The organism is Sphingomonas sp., from assembly GCF_035490575.1.
GTDB lineage: Bacteria > Pseudomonadota > Alphaproteobacteria > Sphingomonadales > Sphingomonadaceae > Sphingomonas.
This window is the reverse complement of record NZ_DATJLI010000189.1, coordinates 1-26,209: the sequence shown is the minus strand read 5'-3', so window position 1 is coordinate 26,209 and position 26,209 is coordinate 1. Positions and strand designations below refer to the sequence as shown.

Here is a 26,209-nt window from a genome sequence, read left to right as displayed (position 1 = left end):
GCGTATCGACGGGCGGCTCTTCGGCCGGCACTTCGGCAGCGGCCGGTCGCGCGGGTTCCGGTTCTGCCTCGGCCGCGGGTTCGGGCGCCGGGGCTTCCATGGTGAACACCGGCGTGACCCGGTCGTCATCGGGGGGTGCGTCGCCGGGACGCAGCGTCAGCAGCAGCAACGCCAGCAGCAGTTCGAGCAGCAGCGCCAGCACGATGCCCGCCGCCCGCCGCCCGAACCCCCCACGCCATCGTTCGGGCAACCAGCGCGCCAACGGAGCCAGGACGGTCAGCGGAACGCCCTATCGGCGAGCCATGCCGCGCCGCCCGATGTCGGCGCGCGGGTCATGCGGGCACATGCAGCGGTGCGCGCGCCATCGCGCCCGCCAGCGCCTTGTGCCGCCGCTCCACCGCTTCCCCGTAAAGCGGGGCAAGACCGGGCGCCGTGTGCAGTTCGACCGCATCGTCGCTCAGGCAAAGCGCGGTCTGGCGAAGCGGCGCGGCCACCCCGCCCGACAAACGCTGTCCCAGGCGCATCGCCAGTCCCCATCGCACCGCGCGCTCCAGCGCCTGCGGTTCGGCCAGCCGGGCGAGCGGATCGGGCGCCTCGCTGCCGCCACCGAAACAGGTGAACAGCGCCTGCGCCAGCAGCGCGCGGCCGGCGGCATCGATCGCCACCCAGTTGCCGTGCAGCGCGACCTCCAGCCCCCGCTCGGCCCTAAACTCCGGGTTTGCCAGCCACGCGACATCGGCCAACAGGCAGGCGGCGTGGCGCAGCCGGGCCAGCGCCTCATCCTCATCCTCGAACAGCGGCGCGATCCAGTTGTCGAGCAGGTCGCCATGCTCGGCAAAGCGGCCCAGCCGGCGCCCTTCCTCCCGCGCGGCGACGACCAGCGGGTCCAGCGCGCGCGTCGGTTCGTCCAGCGCGCCGTAAAGCAGCCCTTCGCGCAGGCCATAGGCCGATGCGGTGCATGTCGCCGCCCCCAGATGCCGGATCAGCGATGCCAGCAGATGCGCCGAATCCCCCATCGTCGCCACGCGCCCGCCCGACAGGTTGGGGATCGCGCGCAGCTTGTTCTTGGGCAGATGGCCGAGCGTTCGGATCAGCCGCTGCACCGTTTCGGGCGACAGCGAATAGCCGTGGATGACGGGCAGCGGATAGCCGCTCTGATACATGTCCAGCCGCGCCAGCGCCCGCCATGAACCGCCGACCATATACAGCGGCAGCCCCTGCCCCCGCCCCGTCCAGCCCGCCGCCGCCAGCGCGCGTTCGACATGCCGGTCAAGCGCCACCTTTCCCTTTTCGCGGATCGCCGCGATGCGAAGCACGCCCAGCGGAAAGGAAACGCGTTCCCCCACCTGACCGCCCTGCACGCGCACCAGTTCCAGGCTGCCGCCGCCCAGATCGCCGACGATGCCGTCGGCATCGGGAATCGCGGACAGCACGCCGTGCCCCGAAGCCATGGCCTCCGCATCGCCCGACAGCAGTTCGACTTCCAGCCCCAGATCGGCCGCGACCGCCAGCAATTCGCCGCCATTGCTGGCGTCGCGCACCGCGGCGGTGGCGACGGTGCGAAGCTCGTGCACCTCCATCTGTCGCGCCAGCAGCGAAAAGCGGGCGAGCGCCGAACGCGCGGTCGCGATCCCGTCATCGGCGATGGCACCGGTATCGGCCAGGTCGCGACCCAGCCCGGCCATCACCTTCTCGTTGAACAGGATGGCGGGCAGCCGCGTCGGCCCTTCATACACCACCAGCCGGATCGAGTTCGACCCGATGTCGATGATCGCGACGCGGCGGCGCGCCTCGCTCGACGGGCGGCGGAGAAACAGGCTCACGCGGGGTCGACATCCTGGGTGGGTGGCGGCGGCGGAACCGCCGCGACGGCCGGGCGACGCAGTTTCAGCTTGGGCACCGCCCCGCGCGAGGCAAGCGCCGCGCCGCGCCCCGACAGCGACGGATTGGTCATGAAATAGCGATGCAGATTGAACGGCTTGGGACCGGGATCGTCACGATCATAGCTGCCATCGGGCTGCAATTCCCAGCTTTGTTCGGTGTCGATCAGATTGGCGACCATCACCTGGTCCAGCACCTGATCGTGAACCGTGGGATTGGTGATCGGCAGCATATATTCGACGCGCCGGTCGAAATTGCGCGGCATCCAGTCCGCCGAGGAGATGAACACGCGCGCGTCGTCGTTCGGCAACGCCTTGCCATTGCCGAATGCCCAGATGCGGCTGTGTTCCAGGAACCGGCCGACAATCGATTTCACCCGGATATGGTCCGACATACCCGGCACGCCGGGCCGCAGACAGCAGATGCCCCGCACGATCAGGTCGACCTCGACCCCCGCGCCGCTCGCTTCATACAGCTTCTCGATGATCGCGGGGTCGACCAGCGAGTTCATCTTGGCCCACAGCCCCGCCGGCTTTCCGGCACGCGCGAAACCGATCTCGCGCTCGATCATCGCGATCAGGCTGGCGCGCAGGTCGCGCGGCGACATCCGCAACTGCTCCAGCCCCTGCGGCTCGACATAGCCGGTGATGTAGTTGAACAACTGTGCCGCATCGCGCCCCAGCGCCGGGTCGGCGGTGAAGAAGCTGAGGTCGGTATAGATGCGCGCGGTGATCGGGTGATAATTGCCCGTGCCGAAGTGGCAGTAGCTACGGAACTCCGACCCTTCCCGCCGGACGACCATCGACACCTTGGCGTGGGTTTTCCAGTCGATGAAGCCATAGACGACCTGAACGCCCGCCCGCTCCAGCGCATTGGCCCAGAGCAGGTTCTGCTCTTCGTCGAAACGCGCCTTCAACTCGACCACCGCCGTCACCGACTTGCCCGCCTCGGCCGCGGCGATCAGCGCGCTGATGACCGCCGACTGCTTGCCCGCACGATACAGCGTCTGCTTGATCGCCACGACATCGGGGTCGGCCGCCGCCTGTTTCAGAAAGGCCAGCACCACGTCGAAGGTTTCATAGGGGTGGTGGACAACAATGTCCTTGGCCCTGATCGCGGCGAAACAGTCGCCGCCATATTCGCGGATGCGTTCGGGGAAGCGCGGCGAAAAGGGCGGGAATTTCAGGTCCGGGCGATCCTCATCCACCAGCGACGCCAGGTCGCCGATGCCCAGGAAACTGCCCTTCTCGGTCAGGATCGCCTCGCTGCCGCCCAGTTCCTCCTTGAGCACAGCCTCAAGACCCGGTGTGATCGCGGTCTCCATTTCCAGACGAATGACGCGCCCGCGCCGGCGGCGTTTGATGGCGGTGCGGAAATAGAGGACCAGATCCTCGGCCTCTTCCTCCAGCTCGATATCGCTGTCGCGCAGCACGCGGAAAGCCGCGGCACCCTTTACCGCATAACCGGGGAAAAGCTGCGGCGCGAACCGCTTGAGCATTTCCTCGATCGGCACATAACAGGCCGCATCGCCCGGCAGCCGGACAAAGCGCGGCAGTGTCGAGGGCAGCAGCACCAGTTCGCGGATCACCTGTCCGTCAGCCTTGCGGACCAGGTCAAAGATCACGCTCGAACCCTTGTTGGGGATGAACGGGAACGGATGCGCGGGGTCCAGCGCCTGCGGCGTCAGGATCGGGAAAATCTGCTCGCGGAAATGCCGGTCGAGCCATTCGGCGGGTTCGCCGTCGATATCGTCGGCATACAACACCTTGATGCCCGCTTCGGCCATCATCGCGCGCAGGTCACGCCAGATCGACTGTTGCGAATCGGCCAGCCGCCCCGCCTCCGCCACGATCGCCGACAATTGCTGTCCCGGCGTCAGCCCGTCGATCGAGCGCAGTTCGACGCCCTGCACCTGCTGCCCCTTCAGCCCCGCGACGCGGACCATAAAGAACTCGTCGAAATTGGAACCCGAAATCGACAGGAACCGCAATCGTTCCAGCAGCGGATGCGCGGTGTTGCACGCCTCCTCCATCACCCGGCGATTGAACGCCAGCCATGACAGTTCGCGATTGAAATAACGGCCGTTCGACGGCTCCACGGCGGTTTCGCCGTCAGCGGGTTCTTCGAAATTGGGGCGGACGGGCCGGGTCATGCTTTTTCACGCCTTGGTTCGCCCGCCCCTTGGACCAGCAGACCCCGTGCTTGCAAGGCCGGTCGCGCCAGGGGAATGGAAATCCGGCGGCGATCGGCGTCGTGGGCGGCATCGTCCAGCGCATCGACCACACGGACCAGCGACAGATAGGTCCGGTCGACGCGCTTCAAGATCCAGCCGATCAACTCCTCACCCGCGAACAGCTCGCGCCGGTCGAACTGGTCGCGAAGCAGGGCGGCGAACAGGGCGTCGTCCGGTTCCTCGATCCGCAGCACGGGCGTGGCGGCAAGTCGCGAACGCAGGTCGGGCAGGCGCACGGTCCATTCGGGCGGCGCATGATCGGCGACGATCAGCAACGGCTTGCGATCGGCCTGGGCCAGGTTCCACGCGTGGAAGATCTCGGCTTCGGCCACGCGGTGGGCATCGTCGATCATCCGCCCCTCGGCACGCTTGCTGAACAGTCGCGCCAGCAGGCTGCGGCCCGATTTGCGTGGACCGACCAGCAGCGCCGCCATCACCGGCCAGGCGCCCCAGTGTTCAAGGTGATGGACGACGCGGGCATTGGCGTGCCCGACGATGAACTCGTCCTTGCGCGCTCCGTCTGGGCGTTGGAGCGGCAGGCGGAACTGGTTCATTGCGGTGGCGGCGCCTCGGCGGGCGCGGGACCGGCCGGGATCGCGCGGCCGATGCGATAGACATTGCCGCTGCCCTCGACGCGCCAGCCGCGCGATTCGAGCGCGACCGCAAGGACGGCGGGATCGCCCGCGAACTCGACACGCATCAGCGACGTGCCGCCCAGCGCCAGGCTGCTCGTCACCGCCGAGCGCACATTGGGGATCGCGCGCACCGACGCTTCCGCTGCGTTGACCGCCGCGACGCCGGGCGTCTCGAACTGAAGCGTCACGCTGGCGACGGGCGCCGATGGCAACATCGTGTCCCCCCCCTCGATCACGGGAATATCGTCGGGCAGGCCGGGCGTCGGGGTCGGCTCGACGCTGGGCGGCACGAATTCAAGCAGCGGATCGGGGCGCAGAATGCCGCCGCGCAAGGCCGACTGATACGCCTCGTCCAGCCGCCGGACGCCGGTGTCGAGCAACGCGTCGACCCCGTCGGCATTGGCGACACGCAGGCTGAAACGCGCCAGTTCGCGATTGTCCGGTCCGTGCCCGGCACGGAAAACGCCGATCACCGGCCCACCCGGCCATTGTCGATAAAGCGCGACCTGCGGGATCAGGACGTCCGACGCGCCATATTGATCGAGCACGTTGCGCCACCACCCGCGCCCAGGTCGTCCGGTCAGCCCGGCATTCATCAACAGCGCATCCGGCCCGTTGCCGGCGGGGCGGATATAGTCGATCGTCGTGTTGCCCGTGCGGAACCGTGCCCAGGCATCGACCCATTCATTGTCGCGCTCAAACGTCGTCACCACGCCGCCCGACCGCATCAGCGGCAGGACCAACAGCGGCGGCGACCGGGTAAGAAACCCGCTGACGCCCAGGATTTCCGCCGCACGGTTGCGATTGAACAGCACGCCCAGCCGCGCGATGTAGCGGCCGGGACCGATTTCCTCATTTTCGACGACGATGCCCGTCACCAGCGAATCGAGCGTCGAATCGGGCAGGCTGCCCGCCTTGCCGGTCAGCCGCTGCGACAGCATCGACCAGCCCTTGCGCTGCGCCAGCCGCCAGCCGCCGGTGCGCGCCGCGTCCGCCGAACTGCCCGATACGTCGACGGTGACGCCCGACACCTCGAAACTGCCCGATCCGTCCTGCGCGCGCGATGCGCCGATCGCCAGCGGCATCACGGCACACGCGGCGATCATCGCGATTCTGGAAAACAAGGCCCGCATATCCCGCCCTTTTGGCCGAGCGGCACGCGAAATCCAAGCGCGAGTTTCCAAGGGCCGCGGATCGCGCTAGGGGGCCGGGCATGAGCGAGCCAACCTCCTATACCTATGCCCAGGCGGGCGTTTCGATCGACGCGGGCAATGCGCTGGTGCGTGCGATCGGCCCGTTGGCCCGCGCCACGCGGCGGGCGGGCGCCGACGCCGACCTTGGCGGGTTCGGCGGCATTTTCGACCTGAAGGCCGCCGGCTTCACCGACCCCCTGCTGGTCGCCGCGAACGACGGCGTCGGCACCAAGCTGAAACTGGCGATCGAGCATGACGCGCATGACGGCGTCGGCGTCGATCTGGTCGCAATGTGCGCCAACGACCTGATCGTGCAGGGTGCCGAACCGCTGTTCTTCCTTGACTATTACGCCAGCGGGAAACTGGACAATGCGGTCGCCGAGCGCGTGATCGGGGGCATTGCGGAGGGGTGCCGCCAGGCCGGTTGCGCGCTGATCGGTGGTGAGACCGCCGAAATGCCCGGCATGTATGCCGATGGCGATTACGACCTTGCCGGTTTCTGCGTCGGCGCGGTGGAGCGTGACGCGCTCCTGACCGGACGCGACATTTCCGCCGGTGACGTGGTGCTGGGACTGGGTTCGACGGGCGTGCATTCGAACGGCTATTCGCTGGTCCGCCGCCTTGCCGCCGACAAGGGATGGAAGCTGGATCGCCCCGCACTGTTCGATCAGGACGTGCTGCTGATCGACGCGCTGATGGCGCCGACGCGCATCTATGTGAAAAGCCTGCTGCCGCTGGTCCGGGTCAAGGCGATCAAGGGGCTGGCGCACATCACCGGCGGCGGGTTGCTGGAAAACATCCCCCGCGTGCTGCCGGACGGCGCCCATGCCCGCATCGACGCGACGGCATGGGAACAGCCGCGCCTGATGGCGTTCCTGCAAGCGCAAGGCGCAATCGAACCGGAGGAAATGGCCCGCACCTTCAACTGCGGCATCGGCATGGTCGCTATCGTCGCCGCCGATCAGGCCGATTCGGTCGCTGGGTCGCTGCGCGCCGCCGGTGAAAGCGTCCACCGCATCGGCGCGATCGAGGCAGGGGAGCGCGGCTGCACCGTGAAGGGCGACGCCGGCACCTGGTCCGCACGCGCCGCATGGGAAGCGACGCATCTGCATGGCTGAACGCGCGCGCGTCGCCGTGCTGTTGTCGGGGCGCGGATCGAACATGCAGGCGCTGGTTGCCGCTTCGCGCGCAGCCGGAGCGCGCTACGAGATCGTGCTGGTGGCGAGCGACAAGCCGGAAGCGCCGGGGCTGGCCTGGGCAGCGGGCCAAGGCATCGCGACCTTCGCGGCATCGCCCAGAGGCCGCCCCAAGGCCGAGTTCGAGGATGAGATCGACGCCGCCCTTCGCGCCGCCGGGGTCGAGGTGATCGCGCTGGCGGGATATATGCGCCTGCTGTCGGCTGCGTTCGTCGCCGCATGGGCGGGGCGCATCCTGAACATCCACCCCTCGCTGCTGCCCAAATATAAGGGCCTCGACACCCACGCGCGCGCCATTGCCGCCGGGGACGACGTGGCGGGCGCATCGGTGCATCTGGTGACGGAAGCGCTGGATGACGGCCCCGTCATTGGTCAGGTGCGGGTGCCGGTCATGGAGGGCGACACCGCCGATACACTCGCCGCGCGCGTGCTGGTGGCGGAGCATCAGCTCTATCCGTTGGCGCTCAGCGACTTCCTGTCGCGGAATTAGAGAACACCGGCCGGCCCCGTTGGACCGGCGGCCAATGCTTCGAAATGATTTGATTTCGCTTGTCGTCAGGCGTTTGATGCTGCTCCGAATGCTTTGGGAGAGGCGTCGAACATGATGCGTTGGCTGCTTTTCGTCGCGGGCACGGCGCTGAGCCTGCCCGCCCATGCACAACTGACCGGCCCGGTAAAGAATGGCGATACGACCATCACCGTAACGGGCGTCCGGCCAAGCAGATCGAATGTGGAGATGAGCGACTGGCGCATGGCGGAAACACCGCACGTTGTGGTGTTCAGCCAGGGCGACGAAAAGGCGTTGGCGCAAACCGCGCACAATCTCGAAAAGCTGCATTTCCTGCTCTCCGCCCTGCACGGTCGCGCGGACGAACCGGACGAGACGATCAAGGTGGCCGTCACGATGATCGGGGATGCCGGATCGTTCGAGCAACTGCAATTGACCGATCTGCGCTGGCAATATGGCCCGTTTCCGACCGCGTTCGCCAAAACGATCTATTATGATCCGCGCGACGAAGGATCGGTGCTGGCGACGACCGAGGATGGCGTGAACCTGATCCTTCAGCCTTCGCGCGGCCGTCCGACGAACCGCAATTGTGCCGGTGGCGACGTCGGCCCTCCATTGGACAATCTGATCGTCGTGCGTCCCGATCCTGCCGGCCTTTCACAAGGATCGCTTGAGCCGGATGTATTCGACATCCTTCAACAGATTCCCGTCAATGAAATCGCCTTCTGCCAATCGGCCGCGTCGCGCCTCTACGCTGGTTTCGCCCAGAATTACCTGATGACCTATTATCCGGCGGCTTACCCGCGCTGGTTCTTGCAGGGGTTCGGCGAGATGTTCGCCACGATGGTCGCCGGTGACGATTTCGTCGAATATGGCCAGGTGCCCACCGGCTTCTTCAAGGTGATGGAGCATTATGGCGACTATCCGGTCCCGCACATCCTGAACGGCCGCTATCTGTCTGGAAAGGGGCGGGCATGGACGCCATATCATGCATGGCGGCTGGTCCATCTTCTATATTTCTCGGACGAGTGGAAACCGCGACTGCGCGCTTATCTGGATTCCGTGGCGAACGGTGCGGACCCGCAGCGGGCCGCTGGTGTCCTTGGCGATGCGGGGCAACTGCACCGGGCGGTCATCAACTACCGGGGCCGCAAATTGCAGGCGGAGCGAATGACGTTCCCGGTCGAGCGCGCCCCCGCCCCCGTCGTCCGCCGCCTGACCCGTGCCGAGGCGGAGCTGATCCGGGGGCGGCTGGAACTGGGCGCACGGATCGAGGTTCCGGCCGACAGCGGCCGTGACCGATCGGCGGCGCTCGCCCGACGCTCGGCATGGCTGAACCGGCTTCGCGAAAATGCGACACGGTTTCCCGATTTATCCGAACACCAGCTGCTGCTGGCCGAAGCCGAGTGCCGCGCGGGCAATCCAGCCGAATGCCTGAGTGCCGCCGAGCGGGTGCTTGCCCGGTCGCCAAGCGATACGCGTTCGCTGGTGTGGAAAGGCACGGCGATGACGCAACTCGCGACCCGCGCGCCGGCCAGCGAACGGTCGCGTCGCCTTGAGGAAGCGAGGCGGCACATCATCCGGGCCAACCGCCTGGACCCTGAAAGCACCCTCGCGCTGATCGCCTATCACGACAGCTTTGCCGCCGCCGGGGAGCGAGCGCCCGACATCGCTGTTGAGGGGCTGTTCAAGGTCGTTCAATCCGCGCCCGCCGCGCCCGGCCCACGAGTGACGCTCGGCAAGGAACTGGTCCAGCGCGAGCTTGACGCTGAAGCGCGCAAGACGCTGCTGCCCGTCGCCAGGGGCGCGTTCGAAACGCCCGAACAGCCGACTGCCATTGCATTGCTCGCCGATACGCGACGATAGGCGCTGCCCCCTTTTACGCCGGTTCGGGGACGCTCATGGCACACCCGGCCGCGCTGGAAAGCGGTCGCGCGCGGTGGTGAAGGTCCGCCGCGCTGCTTCCGCGCCCGGCGCAGTGGCGGCGGTTCCCACCCAGCGCCAGTGCCACGGCTCCCACTTCACGCGCTGCTGGTTGCCCGCCGGAAAGGACAGCTCGAACCCGTATTTCGACGCGTTCGCCAGCAGCCACTTGCCCATCGGCGTCGCAGCGAAACAGGCATCGGCATCGGGACAGCCGCGCCGGTCGCGCGTGCCGAAATCGATGACATAGCCGGTTGCGTGCTCGCTATGTCCGGGCGGGGCCGATGCCCATGCCCGGTCGGCGAACCCGCGCGAACGCCCCGACAGGATGCCCGCGCAAAAGGTCTGAGCCTGAAACGCGACGCTGCGCTGACAGGATACCGCGCGCAATTGCCCGCGCACCGCGGGATCGGCATCGGCCGCGGCGATCAGGCGGTTGAGATCGCCCAGCATTGCCGGATGCACGCGGCAGCTATCATCGCCAAGTGCGGCGGGCGCGGGCACCAGCGCGCTGGCGGGCATTTCGGGATAGGCGAAGTGATTGAGCAACCGGCCATCGGCGCCGGGCGCAACGGTCCCGCGCCCGCACAGCGCAACCGGCGCACGGCGCGGCGCGATCATGGCCGGCGGCGGCGGCGCGGGCAAGGCGATTACGGGCGCCGGGGCGGGATTGGCGACCGTCACGGGCGTCGGCGCGGGCGCGCAGGATGCCGCCGCCATCAGCAACGCCCCCTCCCCCAAGCGCCTTGCCCATGCTAGGCGAAGGCCCATGACTGTTGCACCCGACCTGGCCGACCGTATCTTGTTCATAGACGGTGAGGCGCTGATCCTCGACAAGCCCGCCGGATTGCCCGTCGACACCCCGCGCGATCGTTCGATGAGTGTCGAGGCGATGCTGGATGACCTGACCTTCGGTTTCAAGCGTGCGCCCCTTCCCGTTCATCGGCTCGACCGCGATACCAGCGGTTGCCTGCTCCTGTCGCGCAATCCCAAGGCGCACAAGCGGTTCCAGCAGGTTTTCGAGGCCGGGCGCGTGGAAAAACGCTATCTCGCCGTTCTGGACGGCCTGCCCGACGCAGAGCGCGGAACGATCGACCTGCCGCTCGTCAAGGTATCGAGCGCGGAGGCGGGGTGGCGGATCGTCCCGCGCGCCGATGGCAAGCGTGCCGTCACACATTGGGAAATACTGCGCGTGGAGGGCGGCCGGGCACTGGTGGCGTTCGCGCCTGAAACCGGACGCACCCATCAGATACGCGTCCACGCCGCCAGCGGCATCGGCGTGCCGATCGTCGGCGATTCGGTCTATGGCCGTGCCGACACGGGCGGGATGCTGCTCCACGCCCAACGCCTGTCGATCCCGCGCGAGGGCAAGGGGCCGGTGGCGGCCGAATCGCCGCTGCCGCAGCGTTTTGCCGCCGCCGGTTTCGCCGGGAACTAACGCCGGTGCACCTGCCCGACTTCGAAGCATGGGCGATGTTCGCCTGCGTGGTCGAGCATCGTTCGTTCAGTGCCGCGGCACAGGCGCTGGGGGTCAGCAAGGCGACGGTATCCAAGGCGATCAGCCGGCTGGAGGCACGGTTGGGCACCGCGCTGTTCCACCGCACGTCGCGCCGCCTGACGCTGACCGACAGCGGCCGGGCGCTGGCGGACCAGGCGCAGCGCATCCTTGCCGAAGGCCAGGCGGCCGAGGAGCAGGCGCTGGAAAGTGCGCGCGCGCCGACCGGTCTGGTCCGGCTGGCCGCGCCGATGACCTTTGGCGTTCGCCACGTCGCGCCGGCGATTGCCGACTTCATGGTCGCGCATCCAGGGATCGAGATCGACCTGCATTTGTCCGACGCGCGCGTCGATATCGTGGCGGAGGGGGTCGACATCGCGTTGCGGATCGCCGACCTGCCCGACAGTTCGCTGCGCGCGCGGCGCCTGTCGAGCGTCCGGTCACGCGTCGTGGCCAGCCCCGCCTATCTCGAACAGCACGGTGTGCCGGCGCACCCTGCTCAACTGGCCGATCATGCGTGCTTCGGCTATACCAACATCGCCAATGCGACCTGGACCTTTCACGGCCCCGGCAGTGAAGTGGCGGCGGTGCGTGTCGTCGGGCCGCTGTCGACCAACAATGGCGAGGCGATGATGCCCGCGCTCAAAGCCGGGGTCGGTATTGCCCGGCTGCCCGATTTCATCGTCGATCACGAAATCGAAACAGGCGAACTGATCGAAATATTGTCCGATTGGCAGGCACCGCCGGTGGCGCTGCACCTGTTGACGCCGCCCAGCGCACGCCGCCCAGCGCGCGTCGAATTGCTCATTTCCTGGCTGTCCGAACGCTTCCGTAACATTTGCGAAGCTAGCGGTAACCGCCGCGACTCGCGGACAACTGCGGATTAGCGAGAAATTAACCTTTTGGCTTCAGAGCTGTTTAGGTTAATGGATAAGTCCAGAGGGTAGCGGCGCCAACAGGGGGCGATGCGCGTCTCGCTTGACGACAGGGGATCCAGCCGATGCGCGTGTTGCTGATCGAGGACGAACCGACGACTGCCAAGGCAATCGAGCTGATGCTCGCGACAGAGGGGTTGAATGTCTATTCGACCGATCTGGGCGAAGAAGGCGTCGATCTGGGCAAGCTGTATGATTACGACATCATCCTGCTCGACCTGAACCTGCCCGACATGCACGGCTATGACGTGCTGAAAAAGCTGCGCGTCGCGCGCGTGCAGACGCCGGTCCTGATCCTGTCGGGCATCGCCGAAATGGATTCCAAGGTCCGCAGCTTCGGCTTCGGCGCCGACGATTATGTCACCAAGCCGTTCCACCGCGAGGAATTGGTCGCGCGTATCCACGCCGTGGTTCGCCGGTCCAAGGGCCATTCGCAATCGGTCATCAAGACCGGCAAGCTGGCGGTCAACCTGGATGCCAAGACCGTCGAGGTCGACGGTGCCCGCGTCCACCTGACCGGCAAGGAATATGCGATGCTTGAGCTGCTGTCGCTGCGAAAGGGCACGACGCTGACCAAGGAAATGTTCCTGAACCACTTGTATGGCGGCATGGACGAACCCGAACTCAAGATCATCGACGTGTTCATCTGCAAGCTTCGCAAGAAGCTGGCAATGGCGACCGATGGCGAAAATTACATCGAGACGGTCTGGGGCCGCGGCTATGTGCTGCGCGATCTGGACGATGTTCAGGAAGTAAAGGTCGCCTGACCCTTTTTGATTGATGAAGCGGGGGCTTCTGAAACGGCGTCGGTTCGGGGGAACCGGCGCCGTTTATATTTCGGTCGCGGTGGCGGGTTGTTAACGCAACGCGGCTATGGCTTCGCATCATTGTGGAGGCGGCGCTGTATCACCAACCGATCACGAGCGAAGCGCACGGCAGCGCGCCGGTCGCGCAAACGCCGCTGGCGACGGTTCGCGCAGCGATCCTGACGCTGGCGGCGCTGGATCGCGATCACGGCGCGGCGTGGGACGATTGCGTCGCTCACGCGGCCGAGGCCAATCCCTTTATCGAACGTTGGTTCGTCATGGCCTCCGCCCGGAACCTGGGCGATCCCCCCGCGATTGCGGCGGTCGCGGCGTTTCGCGGCGAACAACTGGTCGCACTGATGCCACTGGCGCGGGACCGGCGATATTACCGACTGCCGATCCCCGTCCTGTCGAACTGGGTCCACGCCAACGCTTTCCTGGGTATGCCGTTGATGCGCGCGGGTGACGAAATGGCGGCGTGGCGCGCGATGCTGCCGCTGCTCGATGCCGAAGGTCCGCCCCTGCTGCACCTGACCGCAATCGTCGAAGGAGGCGCGGCCCATGCCGCCCTGCTTCAGGCAGCGGCGCGCCCGGTCGCGACGGTGATGCGTCATGAGCGCGCGTTGCTGCACAGCGAACTTGGCCCAACCGATTATTATGAAACGACGGTTCGCAAGAAAAAGCGCAAGGAGCTTAAACGGCTGATGGCCCGGCTGGCCGAACTGGGACCCGTCGAGACCCTTCGCCTGACCAATGCCGATGATCTGGACGAATGGATCAATGCGTTTCTTGCACTTGAAGCCGCCGGTTGGAAGGGCCGCGAAGGATCGGCCATCGCCAGCGAAGCGGGCAAGCGCGGCTTCTTTGTCGAGGCATTGACGGCGGCACAGGCGGCGGGCAGGCTCGAACTGCTCCGCATGACGGTCGCCGGACGCACGATCGCGATGCTGGTCAATTTCCTGACGCCGCCGGGCAGCGCGTCGTTCAAGATCGCCTATGACGAGGAATATGCCCGCTTCTCGCCCGGCGTGCTGATCCAGATCGACAATTATACAGTGCTCGACCGGCCCGATATCGCGTGGATGGACAGTTGCGCCTCCGCCAATCACCCGATGATCGACAGCCTGTGGGCACAGCGGCGGGCGATGGTGCGCCTGACGCTGCCGCTGGGCGGCTGGCGTGGCCGCGCCGCGTTCCGGGCGGTCGGAATGCTCGAACGCATCTGGGCTGCGATCAAATCGCGGCGCCAACCTGCTCCTGCCAGACGGAATGACGATGATGATGCAGACCTTTGACGCCGACGCCCGCACCCGGTTCCAGACGCTATACCCCGAAACACCGGGGAAGCTGACGCACAACCTGGTCGGCCACCCGCTGTTCGAGCTTGATGCACTGATCGCTCTGTCGGGCCGGATGCGGCCGGTCGATGTCGAGCAAAATATCGGCAACCTACCCGTCGGGATCGACCCCGAAAAGGTAGCGCATAACGGCCTGTCGGTCGCCGACACCATCCGTTCGATCGAGGAAAACGGTTCGTGGATGGTCCTGAAGTTCGTGGAACAGGACCCGGAATACAAGGCGCTGCTCGATGCGGTGCTGGACGAAATCGCGCCGCTCGCCGCCGGATCGACCGGACCGATGCTCAAGCGCGAGGCCTTTATCTTCGTGTCGTCACCGGGGGCGGTCACGCCGTTCCACTTCGACCCCGAACACAACATCCTGCTGCAATTGCGCGGGCAGAAAACGATGACGGTGTTCGACCCCACCGACCATGACGTGGTGAAGCCTGAGGCGCATGAGGCGTTTCACCGAGGCGCGCACCGCAACCTGCCCTTTGACGAAGCGATCTGCGCCCGCGGCCTGCCGCTGACGATCACGCCGGGCGAGGCGATTTACGTGCCGGTCAAGGCCCCGCACTGGGTCCAGAACGGCCCCGCGACATCGATCTCCTTTTCGATCACCTGGCGTTCGGAATGGAGCTATCGCGAGCAATACGCCCATAACCTCAACGCGATGATGCGCGATATCGGCCTGAACCCCGGCGCGCCACAGCGTTACCCGTCGCAAAATCTGGCCAAGTCGACCGCCTATCGCGCGATTGCCAAGGCACGCCGCATCGCCGGCCTCGACAAACCGGCCTAGGCCGCGCGGAACCGCGCCAGCCCGGCTTTCAGGTCGGCGATCAGGTCGTCGCTGTCCTCCAGCCCGATCTGGAGCCGGATCATCGGCCCCTCTGCTCGCCAATGTGTCGCGCTGCGATAGAATTGCGGGTCGATCGGCAGCGCCAGGCTTTCATAGCCGCCCCAGCTGAATCCGATGCCGAAATGCCGCAGGCCATCGACCATCGCCACGCGACCGGCATCGCTGCCGCCGTTCAGCACGATGCTGAACAACCCCGACGCGCCGGCGAAGTCACGCGTGAACAGGTCGTGGCCCGGACAATCGGGCAATGCCGGGTGCAGCACACGCGCAACCTCCGGCTGCTCGCGCAACCAGTTGGCGATCACCAGTGCCGATTGGCCCTGCTCGCGCAGGCGAATGCCCATGGTGCGAAGCCCGCGACTGCCCAGCCAGGCGTCGTCGGGGCTGACGCACTGTCCCAGCTGATACGTCGTGGTGCGGAGCGCGTCATATCGCCCCGGCCCGGCCGTCACCGATCCCATCATTACATCGGAATGACCCACGACATATTTGGTGCAGGCCAGGATCGAGTAATCCACGCCCTTGGCGATCGCCGGGAACAGCAGCGGCGTTGCCCAGGTGTTGTCGAGCAGCGTCGCGATGCCATGTGCCTGCGCGATGGCGACGATTGCGGGCACGTCCTGAACCTCGAAGGTCAGGCTGCCGGGGCTTTCCATGAAGATCGCGCGCGTCGAAGGGCCGATCAGCGCCTCGATCCCCGCACCGACCATCGGATCATAGAAGCGCGTGGTGACGCCCATCCGCTTGAGCAGCCCGTTGGCCAGCGAACGCGTGGGGTCATAGGCGCTGTCGGGCACCAGCAACTCGTCCCCCGGCGACAGGATCGCGATCAGCGCGGTCGCGATGGCCGCGACGCCGGAGGGGTAGAGCATCGTGCCCTCCGCCCCCGGCTCAAGTTCGTTCAGCGCCTCGGACAGGCTCCACTGCGTCGGCGTGCCGCGTCGGCCATAGAACAGGCGGTGATGCGTATCGCGCGACGCATTGGCACGCAGATCACCGACCGAGTCGTATAGGATGGTCGATGCGCGCCACACCGGCGTATTGACGATGCCGCCCGTCCATTCGTCGCGCCGCCCCCCCTGGGTCAGCCGGGTGCCGGTGCCCAGGGATTTGTCATTGCTTTCCTCACTCACGCCGGGCCGGTCTCCTTGGGGGTGGTGGGGTCTGCACCCCATTCGGACCAGCTGCCGTCGTACAGGGCGGCGTCCTTGCCGATCCGGTGCAGGGCAAAGGCCAGCACCGATGCGGTGACGCCCGACCCACACGTCGTGACGATGGGCCTGTCGACATCAACGCCCGCGTCGGCAAACACCTGCGCGATGGCTTCGGGCGATTTATAAGTGCCATCGGCGTCGAACAGGCGCGCGATCGGCACGTTATGCGCGCCCGGAATATGGCCCGACGCGATTTCAGCGCGCGGTTCCGGTTCCTCACCCGTGAAGCGCGAGGTCGAGCGGGCATCGACCACCTGTTCGGCGCCGCTGTCCATATTGGCCTTCATGTCGGCAAGGGTGCGAACCTGCTTGCGGTCGGCCCGCGCCGTTAAGCGCCGATGACACAGGGTTTCACGCCCGCTGTCGACCGCCCGCCCCTCGGCTCGCCACTTGGCAAAACCGCCGTCGAGGATCGCGACGTCGTGCGCGCCGAAGGTCTTGAACATGAACCAGGCGCGTGCAGCGGTCTTGTAGGGGGAATTGTCGTAAACGACGATGCGGCTGCCGTCGCCCAGCCCCAGCGACTGCATCCGGCCGGCGAACTTTTCGGCGGGTGGCAACATCATCGGCAGCGGCGAGGCGGTATCGCGCACATCCTCCAGGTCGAGGAACACCGCACCGGGGATATGCGCGCGCTCGTAATCGGCAACGGGATCGCCCTGCCCGGCAATGACCCAGGTCGCATCCACCACGCGCAGATCACTCGCGCCCAGTTCACTCGCGAGCCATTCGGTCGAAACCAGCGAATCCATATCCCCGTTCCTCCGCTTATGTTGTCGGCCAAGGGTCTAGGAAGAAGCTGCCCCGCCGCCAAGCACCTTGAGATATGATGCGGCATGGTCGCGGATCTCGCGCTGCGTAACGCGGTCCATCCGGTCCCAGTTGCGATAGGGCATGGCCAGGCGCTGGTTGTTGCCCAGCTTTTCCCGGTTGCGCGCCAGAAAGTCCCAGTAAAGCGCGTTGAACGGACAGGCATCCGGCCCTGTCCGCTGCTTCACGTCATAACGGCAGTGCCGGCAGTAATCGGACATGCGGTTGATATAGGCCCCTGACGATGCATAGGGCTTGGACGCCAGCAGCCCGCCATCGCCGAACTGGCTCATGCCCAGCGTATTGGGCGCCTCCACCCATTCATAGGCGTCGGCATAAACCTCCAGATACCATTGCTGCACCTGCACCGGATCGGCCCCGATCAGCAGCGCGTAATTACCCGTCACCATCAACCGCTGGATATGATGGGCATAGGCATGGTCGAGGGTGCCGTCGATCGCCTGCGCCATGCAGTGCATGTCGGTCTCACCCGTCCAATAGAAATCGGGCAGGTCGCGGCGCGCGTTGAGGAAATTGCGCGCGGTATAGTCCGGCCCTTCCCGCCAATAGATGCCGCGCACGAACTCGCGCCAGCCGATGATCTGGCGGATAAAGCCCTCGGCGGCGTTCAGCGGCACGCGACCTTCGCGATATTGTTCCTCCACGCGGCGGCACAGGTCCAGCGGGTCGAGCAGACCGCAGTTCAGATAGGGCGACAGCACCGCGTGCCACATGAACGGCTCGCCCGTCAGCATCGCGTCCTGAAAATCGCCGAAGCGCGGCAAATGATAGCGCAGGAAATGCGCCTGTTGCCGCCGGGCGTCGTCGACCGTGACGGCCAGGTCGAACCCGTCAAGCCGGCCGACATGATTGCCGAACCGCTGTCTGACCAGCGCCATCACGTCATCGGTGATCGCGTCGGGCGCAAAGCCCAGCGGGCGCGGCACCCTTGCATCGCTGCTCGCCGGCTTGCGATTGTCGGCATCGTAATTCCACTGACCGCCCTCCGGCTGGTCGCCGTCCATCAGCAGGCCGGTCTTGCGCCGCATCTCGCGGTAGAAAAACTCCATGCGGAGCGATTTGCGATCCTTCGCCCAAGCCTCGAACTCGGCATGTGAACAGATGAAGCGCGTGTCGGCGCGAACCTCCACCGGGCAGGCAAAGCGGTCGGCCCACCCCTCCAGCATCGCGCGCACGCGCCATTCGCCCGCTTCGGTCACGATGATGCGTTCGGGATCATGGCGCTCGACCGCGCGCGCGACCTCGGCCGAAAAACTGCCCTGATTGTCGGGATCGTCGAACTTCACATAATCGACCCGCCACCCGGCTTCCCTCAGCCGCCGGGCATGGTGCCGCATTGCCGAGAACAGGAACGTAATCTTGCGGACGTGATGGCGGACATAGGTCGCCTCGTCATGCACTTCCATCATCAGGATTTGCGCCGTCGCCGGGTCCACGCCGTCGAGCGACGACAGGTCGTCGGACAACTGGTCACCCAGGATCGGGATCAGGATCGTCATGCTACCGCTTCCAACCTTTCGCCCGCTGCCTATATCGCGCGCCATGACACCCAAGCATCTTGGCCAGACCAGCCCCCTGCCCGCCACGCCCGACGAAGCGGAACTGGACTATGTTCCCAATCCGCGCACCGGTTCTTTATACTGTGTCCGCTTCGCGGCACCCGAATTCACGTCACTGTGCCCCGTGACAGGCCAGCCCGATTTCGCACATCTGGTGATCGATTACGTGCCGGGCGCGACGATTGTGGAATCGAAATCGCTCAAGCTGTTTCTGGGCAGCTTTCGCAATCATGCGGCGTTTCACGAGGACTGCACCGTCGGTATCGGCCAGCGCCTGTTCGATGAAATGAAGCCCGAATGGCTGCGGATCGGCGGTTACTGGTATCCGCGCGGCGGCATCCCGATCGACGTGTTCTGGCAATCGGGCGCGCCGCCCGCCGGCGTATGGGTCCCCGATCAGGGCGTTTCGGGCTATCGCGGCCGGGGTTAAACCGTGCTGAACCGCCGGTGAACATTTCATGTTGCACCGCGGCAATGTTGCAACCATATTTCATCTAAGTCGTTTTGGAGATTGAGTTTGAAGCCGAAGGGCTTGTCCCGCATTGCGAAAGGTTAATGATGTCGACGCACGCTGATGCGAAGGCGCCACGGATCGGCCGGATCGCGCTGATCGGCAATTTCCTGCCCCGCCAATGCGGATTGGCGACGTTCACGACGCATTGTTACAAGGCCATGCGAGGCCGCTTCCCCGATCTGGCTGTCGATGTTTATGCGATGGACGATCATCCGGGCCGTTATGATTATCCGGCGGAGGTAACGGCGACGATACCGCAGACCGACCTGTCGGCCTATCTGGCGACGGCGCGGCGCATCGAGGACTCAGGCGCGCAGGCGGTCTGGGTCCAGCACGAATATGGCATCTATGGCGGCAGCGCGGGCGACCATCTGCTCGCATTGCTCGACCGGGTGACGCTGCCGGTCGTCGCGACGCTCCACACCGTGCTCGAAAAGCCCAGCGCCGACGAACGGCGCGTGATGGAGGCGCTGTTGCGCCGCGCGGGCAAGGTGATCGTCATGGCTGAAAAAGGGCGCGAGATCCTGACGCGCGTGCACGGCGCCGATCCGCGCAAGATCGCGATGATACCGCACGGTGTGCCCGACCGGGCGTTCATCGAACCCGATGCGATGAAACCGCGTTTCGGCTGGCAGGGGCGCCGGGTGATCTTCACCTTCGGCCTGCTGGCGCCCAATAAGGGTATCGAGACTATGATCGCGGCGATGCCCGAAATTGTGGCCGCCGAACCGCGCGCGCATTATGTCGTGCTGGGCGCGACGCACCCCAACCTGATCGCGCATGAGGGTGAGGCATATCGCGAGCGATTGATCGCGCAGGCCGATGCCCTTGGGGTCGGCGGGCATGTCGAGTTGATCGACGGGTTCACTGATGAACCGGCGCTGCTCGATTATCTGCAAGCCGCCGATATTTACGCCACGCCCTATACCAACCCGGCGCAGATCACGTCCGGCACGCTGAGCTTTGCCGTCAGCATGGGCAAGCCGGTCGTGTCGACGCCTTATATCCATGCGACCGAAATCCTGGACGACGGCCACGGCGTGCTGGTGGATTTTGCCGATATCAACGGCTTCGCACGAGAGATTGGCGGACTGTTGGCTGATGACCATTCGCGGGTGCAACTTGCCAAACGTGCTTACCAGCGGGGTCGCACGATGCTTTGGCCCTGCCTTGCGGAGAGTGTCATGACCGAGATCGAGCATGTCGTCGCGGTCCGCCCCCGAAGGCTGGGCAGCGCCAAATCCGAACCGGCCGCGCTGACGCCCGATTTCAGCGCGGTAGAAAGGATGAGCGATGCAACGGGCATGTTGCAGCATTCAATCTATTCGATTCCCGATCGTCGCCACGGTTATTGCATCGACGACAATGCCCGCGCGCTGATCCTGATGTGTCGCATCGACCCGCTGGACGAGGCGATGCGCGACAAGTGGACGAGCATCTACGCCTCGTTCCTGCAATATGCCTGGAACGGTGATCGCCGCCGATTTCGCAATTTCATGAACTTCGACCGGACCTGGTGCGAGAACGAGGGGTCGGAGGATTCGAACGGTCGCACGCTATGGGCGCTGGGCGTCACCGCGACCGAGGCACGCGCACGCAAGCACCGCGACTGGGCAGCGGCGATGTTCGACCAGACCGCCAGCCTGGCCTTTGACCTGGGCAGCCCGCGGGCGCAGGCCTTTGCCATGCTCGGTGCAGCGGCAATGCGTCGCGGTTTTCCGAATCACCCCATGGCAACGCGCATCCTGGAGACCTTTGGCGAGCAACTGGTCGGCTTGTGCGAACGGCACCGCCGGCCCGACTGGCAATGGTTCGAAATCGTGCTGGCCTATGACAATGCCCGCCTGCCCGAAGCATTGATCGAGGCCGGACGTTCGCTGGGCCGCGCCGATTTCATCACCTGTGGGATCGAGACGCTGGATTGGATCGTGTCGCGCCAGACCAGTCCCGAGGGTCGTTTTCGCGCGATCGGGACCGAAAGTTTCGGACGCGAATATGCCGAACCGCTGCCGTTCGACCAGCAACCGCTGGAGGCACAGGCCACGGTGGAGGCCTGCGCGGCGGCTTTCCACGCCACCGGCGATCGGCGCTGGTTGGACGAGGCGGAAAAGGCCTATCGCTGGTATCTGGGCGTCAATGATCTCGACCTGCCGCTTGCCACCGCGCAGGATGGCGGGTGTTTTGACGGCCTCCAGCCGACCGGGCTGAACCGCAATCAGGGCGCGGAGTCGATTTTGGCGCTGCAACTCGCGAATTGCGCCATTTCCACCCTTTCAAAACACGGCGCTAATCTGGCAGACCCCCGCAACGCCGTCATTGCCTGAAACATGAGGTTTCGGGCAAGGCGACCTTGATGGGGACGTGAATGCTCGATTTGGAAACCCACGCGCTGCGGCTGCATGCCGATCCGTCGCGCGTGGTTGTGCGGCCGTTTCACATCGCATGGCAGTCGAACGGCGAGGCACCGAGCCGCACCGAACGGCTGGTGCGTGCGGTGCTGGACATGTCGCCGATCGAGGCGCGGCAGCAACTGAACGCCGTGCTCAAGGATTTCGAGGCGCGACACTGGCAGACGCGCCGCGTGTTCATGACGCGCTATGACCAGATCGAGGCGCTGCTGGGTCTTGATGCGGCGAATATTTCGGATGAGAAGCGGCAGTTGATCGGGGCGTATTTCTGCCACGAGTACAGCTATGCCGCCGCCGCGCTGATGAATCCCAGCGCGGTGCCGCATCACGATCAATCGGGGATGCCGCCCGGTTCGCTCCGCATCCTGATGTCGCTGCGCGCGGTCGGCGAAGGCCATATTTCCTCCGTGGCGTTTCGCGAGGGGATCATCACCGACCAGAATGAACTGATCCTCGCCCCCGAACCCCCCTTTGCCACCGCGGTCGATGTTCAGAATGGCGACGAACACACCATTCCCGAAGGCGAAGTGACCGTCCATCGCCACCGCGATTCGACCCTGTCGGGCACCGTGATTTTCCCGATCACGCGCGCGCAGTCGAACGGGCTGGAAGACATGCGCCTCGTCCACTTCACGCATGACGACGGGACGCAGGAATGGCTGGGCACCTATACCGCCTATAACGGGTCGGTCATTCAGTCTGAAATGCTGCGGACGCGGGATTTCCGGGCGTTCGATCTGGTGCCGATGACCGGCTCTGCCGCGCGGAACAAGGGCATGGGCCTGTTCCCGCGCAAGGTCGGCGGGCAATATATGATGATCGGGCGGCAGGACGGCGAAAACCTGTTCTTCATCCGGTCGGATACGCTGACGCACTGGGACGAGGGCCAGTTGCTGCTCAAGCCCCATTATCCATGGGAACTGGTGCAGATCGGCAATTGCGGTCCGCCGATCGAGATTGACGAGGGCTGGCTGCTGCTGACCCACGGCGTCGGCGCGATGCGGAAATATTCGATCGGCGCCGTCCTGCTCGACAAAGACGACCCGTCGAAAGTGATCGGGCGCACGCGCGAACCGCTGCTGGCCGCCGCCAATCAGGACCGGGAAGGCTATGTCCCCAATGTCGTCTATTCGTGCGGCGCGCTGCGGCACGGCGACCGGTTGTTCGTGCCCTATGGCATCGCCGACAGCTCGGTCGGTTTTGCGTTCGTGCCGATCAAGTCGCTGCTGAACGTGATGGATTGAACCAAAAGGCCCGCCGGATCGGGCGGGCCTTGATTGTTTCAAAAGGGCAGCAATTCCGGGCCGCCGGGCCAGATCATGTCCTCGGTCCAGTCGACACCGGCGAGCAGCGTCGTCGCCACGGCCAGCACCAGGCACAGGTCGAACAGCGCCACCGCCGTCCAGGCGATAAAGGGATGAAAGGGACCGACGCGGTCGAACCCGTCGGCCGTGATACGGTTTTTCGCTTGGTTCATTTCGTCAGTGCCGCCTGTGCCGCCGCCAATCGCGCGATCGGCACGCGATAGGGGCTGGCCGATACATAATCCAGCCCGACCTTCTCGCAGAACGCAATCGATGCCGGGTCGCCGCCATGTTCGCCGCAAATACCCAGCTTGATATCGGGTCGCGTCCTGCGCCCGCGTTCCGCCGCCAGTTCGACCAGTTCGCCCACGCCCTCGACATCGATGCTGACGAACGGATCGCGCGCATAGATGCCCTGTTCGACATAGGCGCCCAGGAACCGCGCCGCATCGTCACGGCTGACGCCCAGAGTCGTTTGGGTAAGGTCATTGGTGCCGAAGCTGAAAAACGCGCCAACCTCCGCAATCTCACTGGCGCGAAGGGCGGCGCGGGGCAGTTCGATCATCGTCCCGACTAGATATTCGATGCGCTGTCCCTTGTCGGCGAACACCGCCTTCGCCGCCTTGTCGACCACGGCCTTCATCAATTCCAGTTCGCGGCGCGTGGCGACCAGTGGGATCATCACTTCGGGCACCGGCGCGGCGCCGGTTTTCACCGTCACCTCGACCGCCGCCTCGAATATCGCGCGCGCCTGCATTTCGTAGATTTCGGGATAGGTGACGCCAAGGCGGCAACCACGATGGCCCAGCATCGGGTTGAATTCGTGCAACTCGGCCGCGCGCCGTTTCAGCGCGTCGACGGTAATGCCGGTGGCGCTCGCCACTTCGGCGAATTCGGCATCCTCGTGCGGCAGGAACTCGTGCAGCGGCGGGTCGAGCAGCCGGATCGTCACCGGCAGGCCCGCCATCACCTCGAAAATCTCGGCAAAATCGGCGCGCTGTTCGGGCAGCAGCTTGTCCAGCGCGGCGCGGCGACCCGCTTCGTCCGACGCCAGGATCATCTGGCGCACCGCAGTGATGCGCGCGGCGTCGAAGAACATGTGCTCGGTCCGGCACAGGCCGATCCCCTCCGCGCCGAACTCGCGCGCGGTGCGGCAATCGGCGGGGGTTTCGGCATTCGCCCGCACGCGCAACCGGCGGACCTTGTCGGCCCACACCATGAGCGTGCCGAAATCGCCCGCCAGCTCGGGCTGAACCATCGGCACCGCGCCCGCCATGACTTCGCCCGTCGAACCGTCGATGGTGATGATGTCGCCCGCGCGAACCTCTCGCTCGCCCACGCGCATCACGCCGTCCTTGCCCTTGATCGACAGCGTGCCCGCGCCCGACACACAGGGCCGACCCATGCCGCGCGCGACGACGGCGGCGTGGCTGGTCATGCCGCCGCGCGCGGTCAGGATGCCCCTGGCCGCGTGCATCCCGTGAATATCCTCAGGACTGGTCTCAACCCGAACGAGGATCACGTCCTCCCCGTTCGCTGCCGCGCGTTCGGCGGCGTCGGCGTCGAACACGACCTTGCCCGACGCGGCACCGGGCGACGCGGGCAGCCCCTTGGTCAGCACGTCGCGCAGGGCATCGGGGTCGAGCGTGGGGTGCAGCAACTGGTCGAGCGCGGCGGGATCGACGCGCGTCACCGCTTCCTGTTCCGAAATCAGCCCTTCACTCGCCATGTCGACCGCGATCTTCAGCGCCGCCCTGGCCGTGCGCTTGCCGCTGCGCGTCTGGAGCATCCACAGCTTGGCCTTTTCGACCGTGAACTCGATGTCCTGCATGTCGCGGTAATGCCGCTCCAACGTGTCGAACACCGCGGCCAGCTCGGCGTAAACCGCCGGCATCGCTTCTTCCATCGACGCGGGCCTGGCCCCGGCGGCCTCGCGCGCGGCGCGAGTCAGATATTGCGGCGTGCGGATGCCCGCGACCACATCCTCCCCCTGCGCGTTGATAAGGAACTCGCCATAATAGCCGTTCGCGCCGGTCGAGGGATCGCGGGTAAAGGCAACGCCGGTGGCCGACGTGTCGCCCATATTACCGAACACCATCGCCTGCACGTTCACCGCCGTGCCCCAGTCGGCGGGAATGTCGTTCAACCGGCGATAGACCTTGGCGCGTTCGGACTGCCACGACCCGAACACCGCGCCCACCGCGCCCCACAGCTGATCGTGCACGTCCTGCGGAAAGGGCCTGCCCCAAAGCTCGTCCACCAGCGCCTTGTATTCGGCAACCAACGCCTGGAGGTCGTCGGCGGTCAGTTCGGTGTCGAGGAAGTATCCGCGGTCCTCCTTGGCGATCTCCAACGCTTCCTCGAACCGGTCGTGGTCGAGGCCAAGGACCACGTCGGCATACATCTGGATGAAGCGGCGATAGCTGTCCCAGGCAAAGCGCGGATCGTCCGACACGCGCGCCAGCCCCGCGACCGTTTCGTCGTTCAGGCCCAAATTGAGGACCGTGTCCATCATCCCCGGCATCGACACGCGCGCGCCCGACCGGACCGACACCAACAGCGGGTTGGCCGGATCGCCGAACGCCTTGCCCGTCACCGCTTCGATATGCGCGAGGCCATCGGCGACTTCGGCACGCAGGCTATCGGGGAACGCCTCACCCTCCTCATAATAGCGCGCGCACATGGCGGTGGAGATGGTGAAGCCCGGCGGCACCGGCAGCCCGATCGACGCCATTTCGGCCAGGTTCGCGCCCTTGCCGCCCAGCAAATTCTTGTCGCCCCTGCCGCCGTCGGACACGCCGCCGCCGAAACGATAGACATATTGCGGGTCGCCGGTGCCGTTCGTCGCCATCAAATCATCCCCGCAATCGCTGGTCTGCATAGGTATGCGCTGCATTGCAGCGGCAACCCGCCATGTCCACTCCGACTAAACCGAAACTCAGCCTTCGATGCGTGAGAAGTCGGCAACCCGGTGCACCGCCGCGCGCATCCGCGCGAGCAGGGCAAGGCGCGCCTGACGCTTGGCGGGATCGGCATCGTTGACCGTGACGGTTTCGAAAAAGGCGTCGATCGGCGCGCGCAGGCTGGCAAGCGCGGCCATGGCCCCCTCGAAATCCTCCGCCTCCACCGCGCGGGCGGCACGCGGTTCGGCTTCGTCCAGCGCGGCGATCAGCGCGGCTTCGGCGGGTTCGGGGGTGAAGGTTTCGCCCACCACGCCGTGCGCGTCGCCCGCCACTTCCGCCAGCGGGTCTTCCTCACCCGTTTGCGGGATATCGCCGCCGGCCAGATCGGCCTCGATCACCCGGCGTTCCTGCGGCAGGCGCGACGGTTCGTCGCCGAAGGGCTGCGATCGGTCGGCGGCCTCGGCCAGCG

The 26,209-nt window shown here is 65.8% G+C and carries 22 protein-coding genes and 1 pseudogene; 11 read left to right on the top strand and 12 right to left on the bottom strand.

The genetic code is table 11. The annotated features are described in order from the left end of the window. The 5 genes and pseudogenes from VL973_RS14285 to VL973_RS14265 all read right to left on the bottom strand — a co-directional run. Positions 1–250, bottom strand: a pseudogene (locus VL973_RS14285) (hypothetical protein); the annotation flags it as partial. An 82-nt stretch (positions 251–332) separates the two neighbouring features. After that, positions 333–1,823 carry a Ppx/GppA family phosphatase gene (locus VL973_RS14280; RefSeq protein WP_325284696.1) on the bottom strand — a complete coding sequence of 497 codons (1,491 nt, stop codon included), beginning with the start codon at positions 1,821–1,823 and terminating at the stop codon, positions 333–335. After that, a complete protein-coding gene (locus VL973_RS14275) occupies positions 1,820–4,033 on the bottom strand; it encodes an RNA degradosome polyphosphate kinase (protein WP_325284695.1) in 2,214 nt (737 codons plus the stop codon). The genes VL973_RS14280 and VL973_RS14275 overlap by 4 nt, the downstream gene beginning before the upstream one ends. Further along, positions 4,030–4,668: an HdaA/DnaA family protein gene (locus tag VL973_RS14270; RefSeq protein ID WP_325284694.1), complete on the bottom strand. Its 639-nt coding sequence runs from the start codon at positions 4,666–4,668 to the stop codon at positions 4,030–4,032. Before VL973_RS14270 ends, VL973_RS14275 begins: the two co-directional genes overlap by 4 nt. Then, a complete protein-coding gene (locus VL973_RS14265) occupies positions 4,665–5,882 on the bottom strand; it encodes a heavy-metal-associated domain-containing protein (protein ID WP_325284693.1) in 1,218 nt (405 codons plus the stop codon). The genes VL973_RS14270 and VL973_RS14265 overlap by 4 nt, the downstream gene beginning before the upstream one ends. 80 nt (positions 5,883–5,962) lie before the next feature. Here VL973_RS14265 and purM point away from each other — a divergent pair, with 80 nt between their 5' ends. The 3 genes from purM (at position 5,963) to VL973_RS14250 (ending at position 9,512) form a co-directional block, all read left to right on the top strand. After that, entirely contained in the window at positions 5,963–7,060 is a 1,098-nt protein-coding gene (gene purM / locus VL973_RS14260) for a phosphoribosylformylglycinamidine cyclo-ligase (protein WP_325284692.1), read from the top strand. Continuing rightward, positions 7,053–7,628 carry a phosphoribosylglycinamide formyltransferase gene (purN, locus tag VL973_RS14255; protein ID WP_325284691.1) on the top strand — a complete coding sequence of 192 codons (576 nt, stop codon included), beginning with the start codon at positions 7,053–7,055 and terminating at the stop codon, positions 7,626–7,628. Before purM ends, purN begins: the two co-directional genes overlap by 8 nt. A 111-nt stretch (positions 7,629–7,739) precedes the next feature. Beyond that, positions 7,740–9,512: a tetratricopeptide repeat protein gene (locus VL973_RS14250; RefSeq protein WP_325284690.1), complete on the top strand. Its 1,773-nt coding sequence runs from the start codon at positions 7,740–7,742 to the stop codon at positions 9,510–9,512. A gap of 33 nt (positions 9,513–9,545) precedes the next feature. Here VL973_RS14250 and VL973_RS14245 read toward each other — a convergent pair whose 3' ends face one another. Continuing rightward, a complete protein-coding gene (locus VL973_RS14245) occupies positions 9,546–10,340 on the bottom strand; it encodes a M15 family metallopeptidase (protein WP_325284689.1) in 795 nt (264 codons plus the stop codon). Here VL973_RS14245 and VL973_RS14240 point away from each other — a divergent pair. From VL973_RS14240 to VL973_RS14220, 5 genes are all read left to right on the top strand, one after another. Further along, positions 10,339–11,007 carry an RluA family pseudouridine synthase gene (locus VL973_RS14240; RefSeq protein ID WP_325284688.1) on the top strand — a complete coding sequence of 223 codons (669 nt, stop codon included), beginning with the start codon at positions 10,339–10,341 and terminating at the stop codon, positions 11,005–11,007. The genes VL973_RS14245 and VL973_RS14240 overlap by 2 nt on opposite strands. A gap of 5 nt (positions 11,008–11,012) precedes the next feature. Then, positions 11,013–11,951 carry a LysR family transcriptional regulator gene (locus VL973_RS14235; RefSeq protein WP_325284687.1) on the top strand — a complete coding sequence of 313 codons (939 nt, stop codon included), beginning with the start codon at positions 11,013–11,015 and terminating at the stop codon, positions 11,949–11,951. A gap of 113 nt (positions 11,952–12,064) precedes the next feature. After that, entirely contained in the window at positions 12,065–12,766 is a 702-nt protein-coding gene (gene ctrA / locus VL973_RS14230; RefSeq protein ID WP_325284686.1) for a response regulator transcription factor CtrA, read from the top strand. A 122-nt stretch (positions 12,767–12,888) separates the two neighbouring features. Then, the gene (locus tag VL973_RS14225) at positions 12,889–14,100 is read left to right on the top strand and encodes a GNAT family N-acetyltransferase (RefSeq protein WP_325284685.1); all 1,212 of its coding nucleotides are present in this window, start codon (positions 12,889–12,891) and stop codon (positions 14,098–14,100) included. Then, positions 14,084–14,947: a cupin-like domain-containing protein gene (locus VL973_RS14220; protein ID WP_325284684.1), complete on the top strand. Its 864-nt coding sequence runs from the start codon at positions 14,084–14,086 to the stop codon at positions 14,945–14,947. The genes VL973_RS14225 and VL973_RS14220 overlap by 17 nt, the downstream gene beginning before the upstream one ends. Here the strand turns inward: VL973_RS14220 and metC are convergent. The 3 genes from metC to VL973_RS14205 are packed head-to-tail and all read right to left on the bottom strand — an operon-like array spanning position 14,944 to position 18,551. Further along, entirely contained in the window at positions 14,944–16,182 is a 1,239-nt protein-coding gene (gene metC, locus VL973_RS14215; RefSeq protein WP_325284683.1) for a cystathionine beta-lyase, read from the bottom strand. The two genes, VL973_RS14220 and metC, sit on opposite strands and share 4 nt — an antisense overlap. After that, complete coding sequence (sseA, locus tag VL973_RS14210; protein ID WP_325284682.1) at positions 16,137–16,973, bottom strand: 3-mercaptopyruvate sulfurtransferase; 837 nt, start codon at positions 16,971–16,973, stop codon at positions 16,137–16,139. Before sseA ends, metC begins: the two co-directional genes overlap by 46 nt. Before the next feature lie 36 nt (positions 16,974–17,009). After that, entirely contained in the window at positions 17,010–18,551 is a 1,542-nt protein-coding gene (locus VL973_RS14205) for a cryptochrome/photolyase family protein (protein WP_325284681.1), read from the bottom strand. 43 nt (positions 18,552–18,594) lie between these two features. On the opposite strand from VL973_RS14205, the gene queF reads away from it, so the two are divergent. From queF to VL973_RS14190, 3 genes are all read left to right on the top strand, one after another. Then, the gene (gene queF, locus VL973_RS14200; RefSeq protein ID WP_325284680.1) at positions 18,595–19,041 is read left to right on the top strand and encodes a preQ(1) synthase; all 447 of its coding nucleotides are present in this window, start codon (positions 18,595–18,597) and stop codon (positions 19,039–19,041) included. Positions 19,042–19,166: 125 nt separating this feature from the next. Then, complete coding sequence (locus tag VL973_RS14195) at positions 19,167–21,449, top strand: glycosyltransferase family 4 protein (RefSeq protein WP_325284679.1); 2,283 nt, start codon at positions 19,167–19,169, stop codon at positions 21,447–21,449. A 41-nt stretch (positions 21,450–21,490) separates the two neighbouring features. Further along, positions 21,491–22,777 (top strand): glycoside hydrolase family 130 protein, encoded by a 1,287-nt coding sequence (locus VL973_RS14190; protein WP_325284678.1) that lies wholly within the window; start codon positions 21,491–21,493, stop codon positions 22,775–22,777. Between the two features lie 38 nt (positions 22,778–22,815). On the opposite strand, the gene VL973_RS14185 is transcribed toward VL973_RS14190, so the two are convergent. The 3 genes from VL973_RS14185 to VL973_RS14175 all read right to left on the bottom strand — a co-directional run. Next, a complete protein-coding gene (locus tag VL973_RS14185) occupies positions 22,816–23,010 on the bottom strand; it encodes a hypothetical protein (protein ID WP_325284677.1) in 195 nt (64 codons plus the stop codon). Beyond that, positions 23,007–25,718 carry a pyruvate, phosphate dikinase gene (gene ppdK, locus VL973_RS14180; RefSeq protein ID WP_325284676.1) on the bottom strand — a complete coding sequence of 904 codons (2,712 nt, stop codon included), beginning with the start codon at positions 25,716–25,718 and terminating at the stop codon, positions 23,007–23,009. The genes VL973_RS14185 and ppdK overlap by 4 nt, the downstream gene beginning before the upstream one ends. A 57-nt stretch (positions 25,719–25,775) precedes the next feature. Further along, a partial coding sequence (locus tag VL973_RS14175; RefSeq protein ID WP_325284675.1) for a DALR anticodon-binding domain-containing protein occupies positions 25,776–26,209 on the bottom strand: 434 nt, incomplete at its 5' end.

Coding starts and splice junctions, on each gene's coding strand:
- VL973_RS14275 (WP_325284695.1), bottom strand. CDS start 4,033: ATGACCCGGCCCGTCCGCCCCAATTTCGAAGAACCCGCTGACGGCGAA.
- VL973_RS14270 (WP_325284694.1), bottom strand. CDS start 4,668: ATGAACCAGTTCCGCCTGCCGCTCCAACGCCCAGACGGAGCGCGCAAG.
- VL973_RS14265 (WP_325284693.1), bottom strand. CDS start 5,882: ATGCGGGCCTTGTTTTCCAGAATCGCGATGATCGCCGCGTGTGCCGTG.
- purM (WP_325284692.1), top strand. CDS start 5,963: ATGAGCGAGCCAACCTCCTATACCTATGCCCAGGCGGGCGTTTCGATC.
- purN (WP_325284691.1), top strand. CDS start 7,053: ATGGCTGAACGCGCGCGCGTCGCCGTGCTGTTGTCGGGGCGCGGATCG.
- VL973_RS14250 (WP_325284690.1), top strand. CDS start 7,740: ATGATGCGTTGGCTGCTTTTCGTCGCGGGCACGGCGCTGAGCCTGCCC.
- VL973_RS14240 (WP_325284688.1), top strand. CDS start 10,339: ATGACTGTTGCACCCGACCTGGCCGACCGTATCTTGTTCATAGACGGT.
- VL973_RS14245 (WP_325284689.1), bottom strand. CDS start 10,340: ATGGGCCTTCGCCTAGCATGGGCAAGGCGCTTGGGGGAGGGGGCGTTG.
- ctrA (WP_325284686.1), top strand. CDS start 12,065: ATGCGCGTGTTGCTGATCGAGGACGAACCGACGACTGCCAAGGCAATC.
- VL973_RS14220 (WP_325284684.1), top strand. CDS start 14,084: ATGATGCAGACCTTTGACGCCGACGCCCGCACCCGGTTCCAGACGCTA.
- metC (WP_325284683.1), bottom strand. CDS start 16,182: ATGGGGTGCAGACCCCACCACCCCCAAGGAGACCGGCCCGGCGTGAGT.
- sseA (WP_325284682.1), bottom strand. CDS start 16,973: ATGGATTCGCTGGTTTCGACCGAATGGCTCGCGAGTGAACTGGGCGCG.
- VL973_RS14205 (WP_325284681.1), bottom strand. CDS start 18,551: ATGACGATCCTGATCCCGATCCTGGGTGACCAGTTGTCCGACGACCTG.
- queF (WP_325284680.1), top strand. CDS start 18,595: ATGACACCCAAGCATCTTGGCCAGACCAGCCCCCTGCCCGCCACGCCC.
- VL973_RS14195 (WP_325284679.1), top strand. CDS start 19,167: ATGATGTCGACGCACGCTGATGCGAAGGCGCCACGGATCGGCCGGATC.
- VL973_RS14190 (WP_325284678.1), top strand. CDS start 21,491: ATGCTCGATTTGGAAACCCACGCGCTGCGGCTGCATGCCGATCCGTCG.
- VL973_RS14185 (WP_325284677.1), bottom strand. CDS start 23,010: ATGAACCAAGCGAAAAACCGTATCACGGCCGACGGGTTCGACCGCGTC.
- ppdK (WP_325284676.1), bottom strand. CDS start 25,718: ATGCAGACCAGCGATTGCGGGGATGATTTGATGGCGACGAACGGCACC.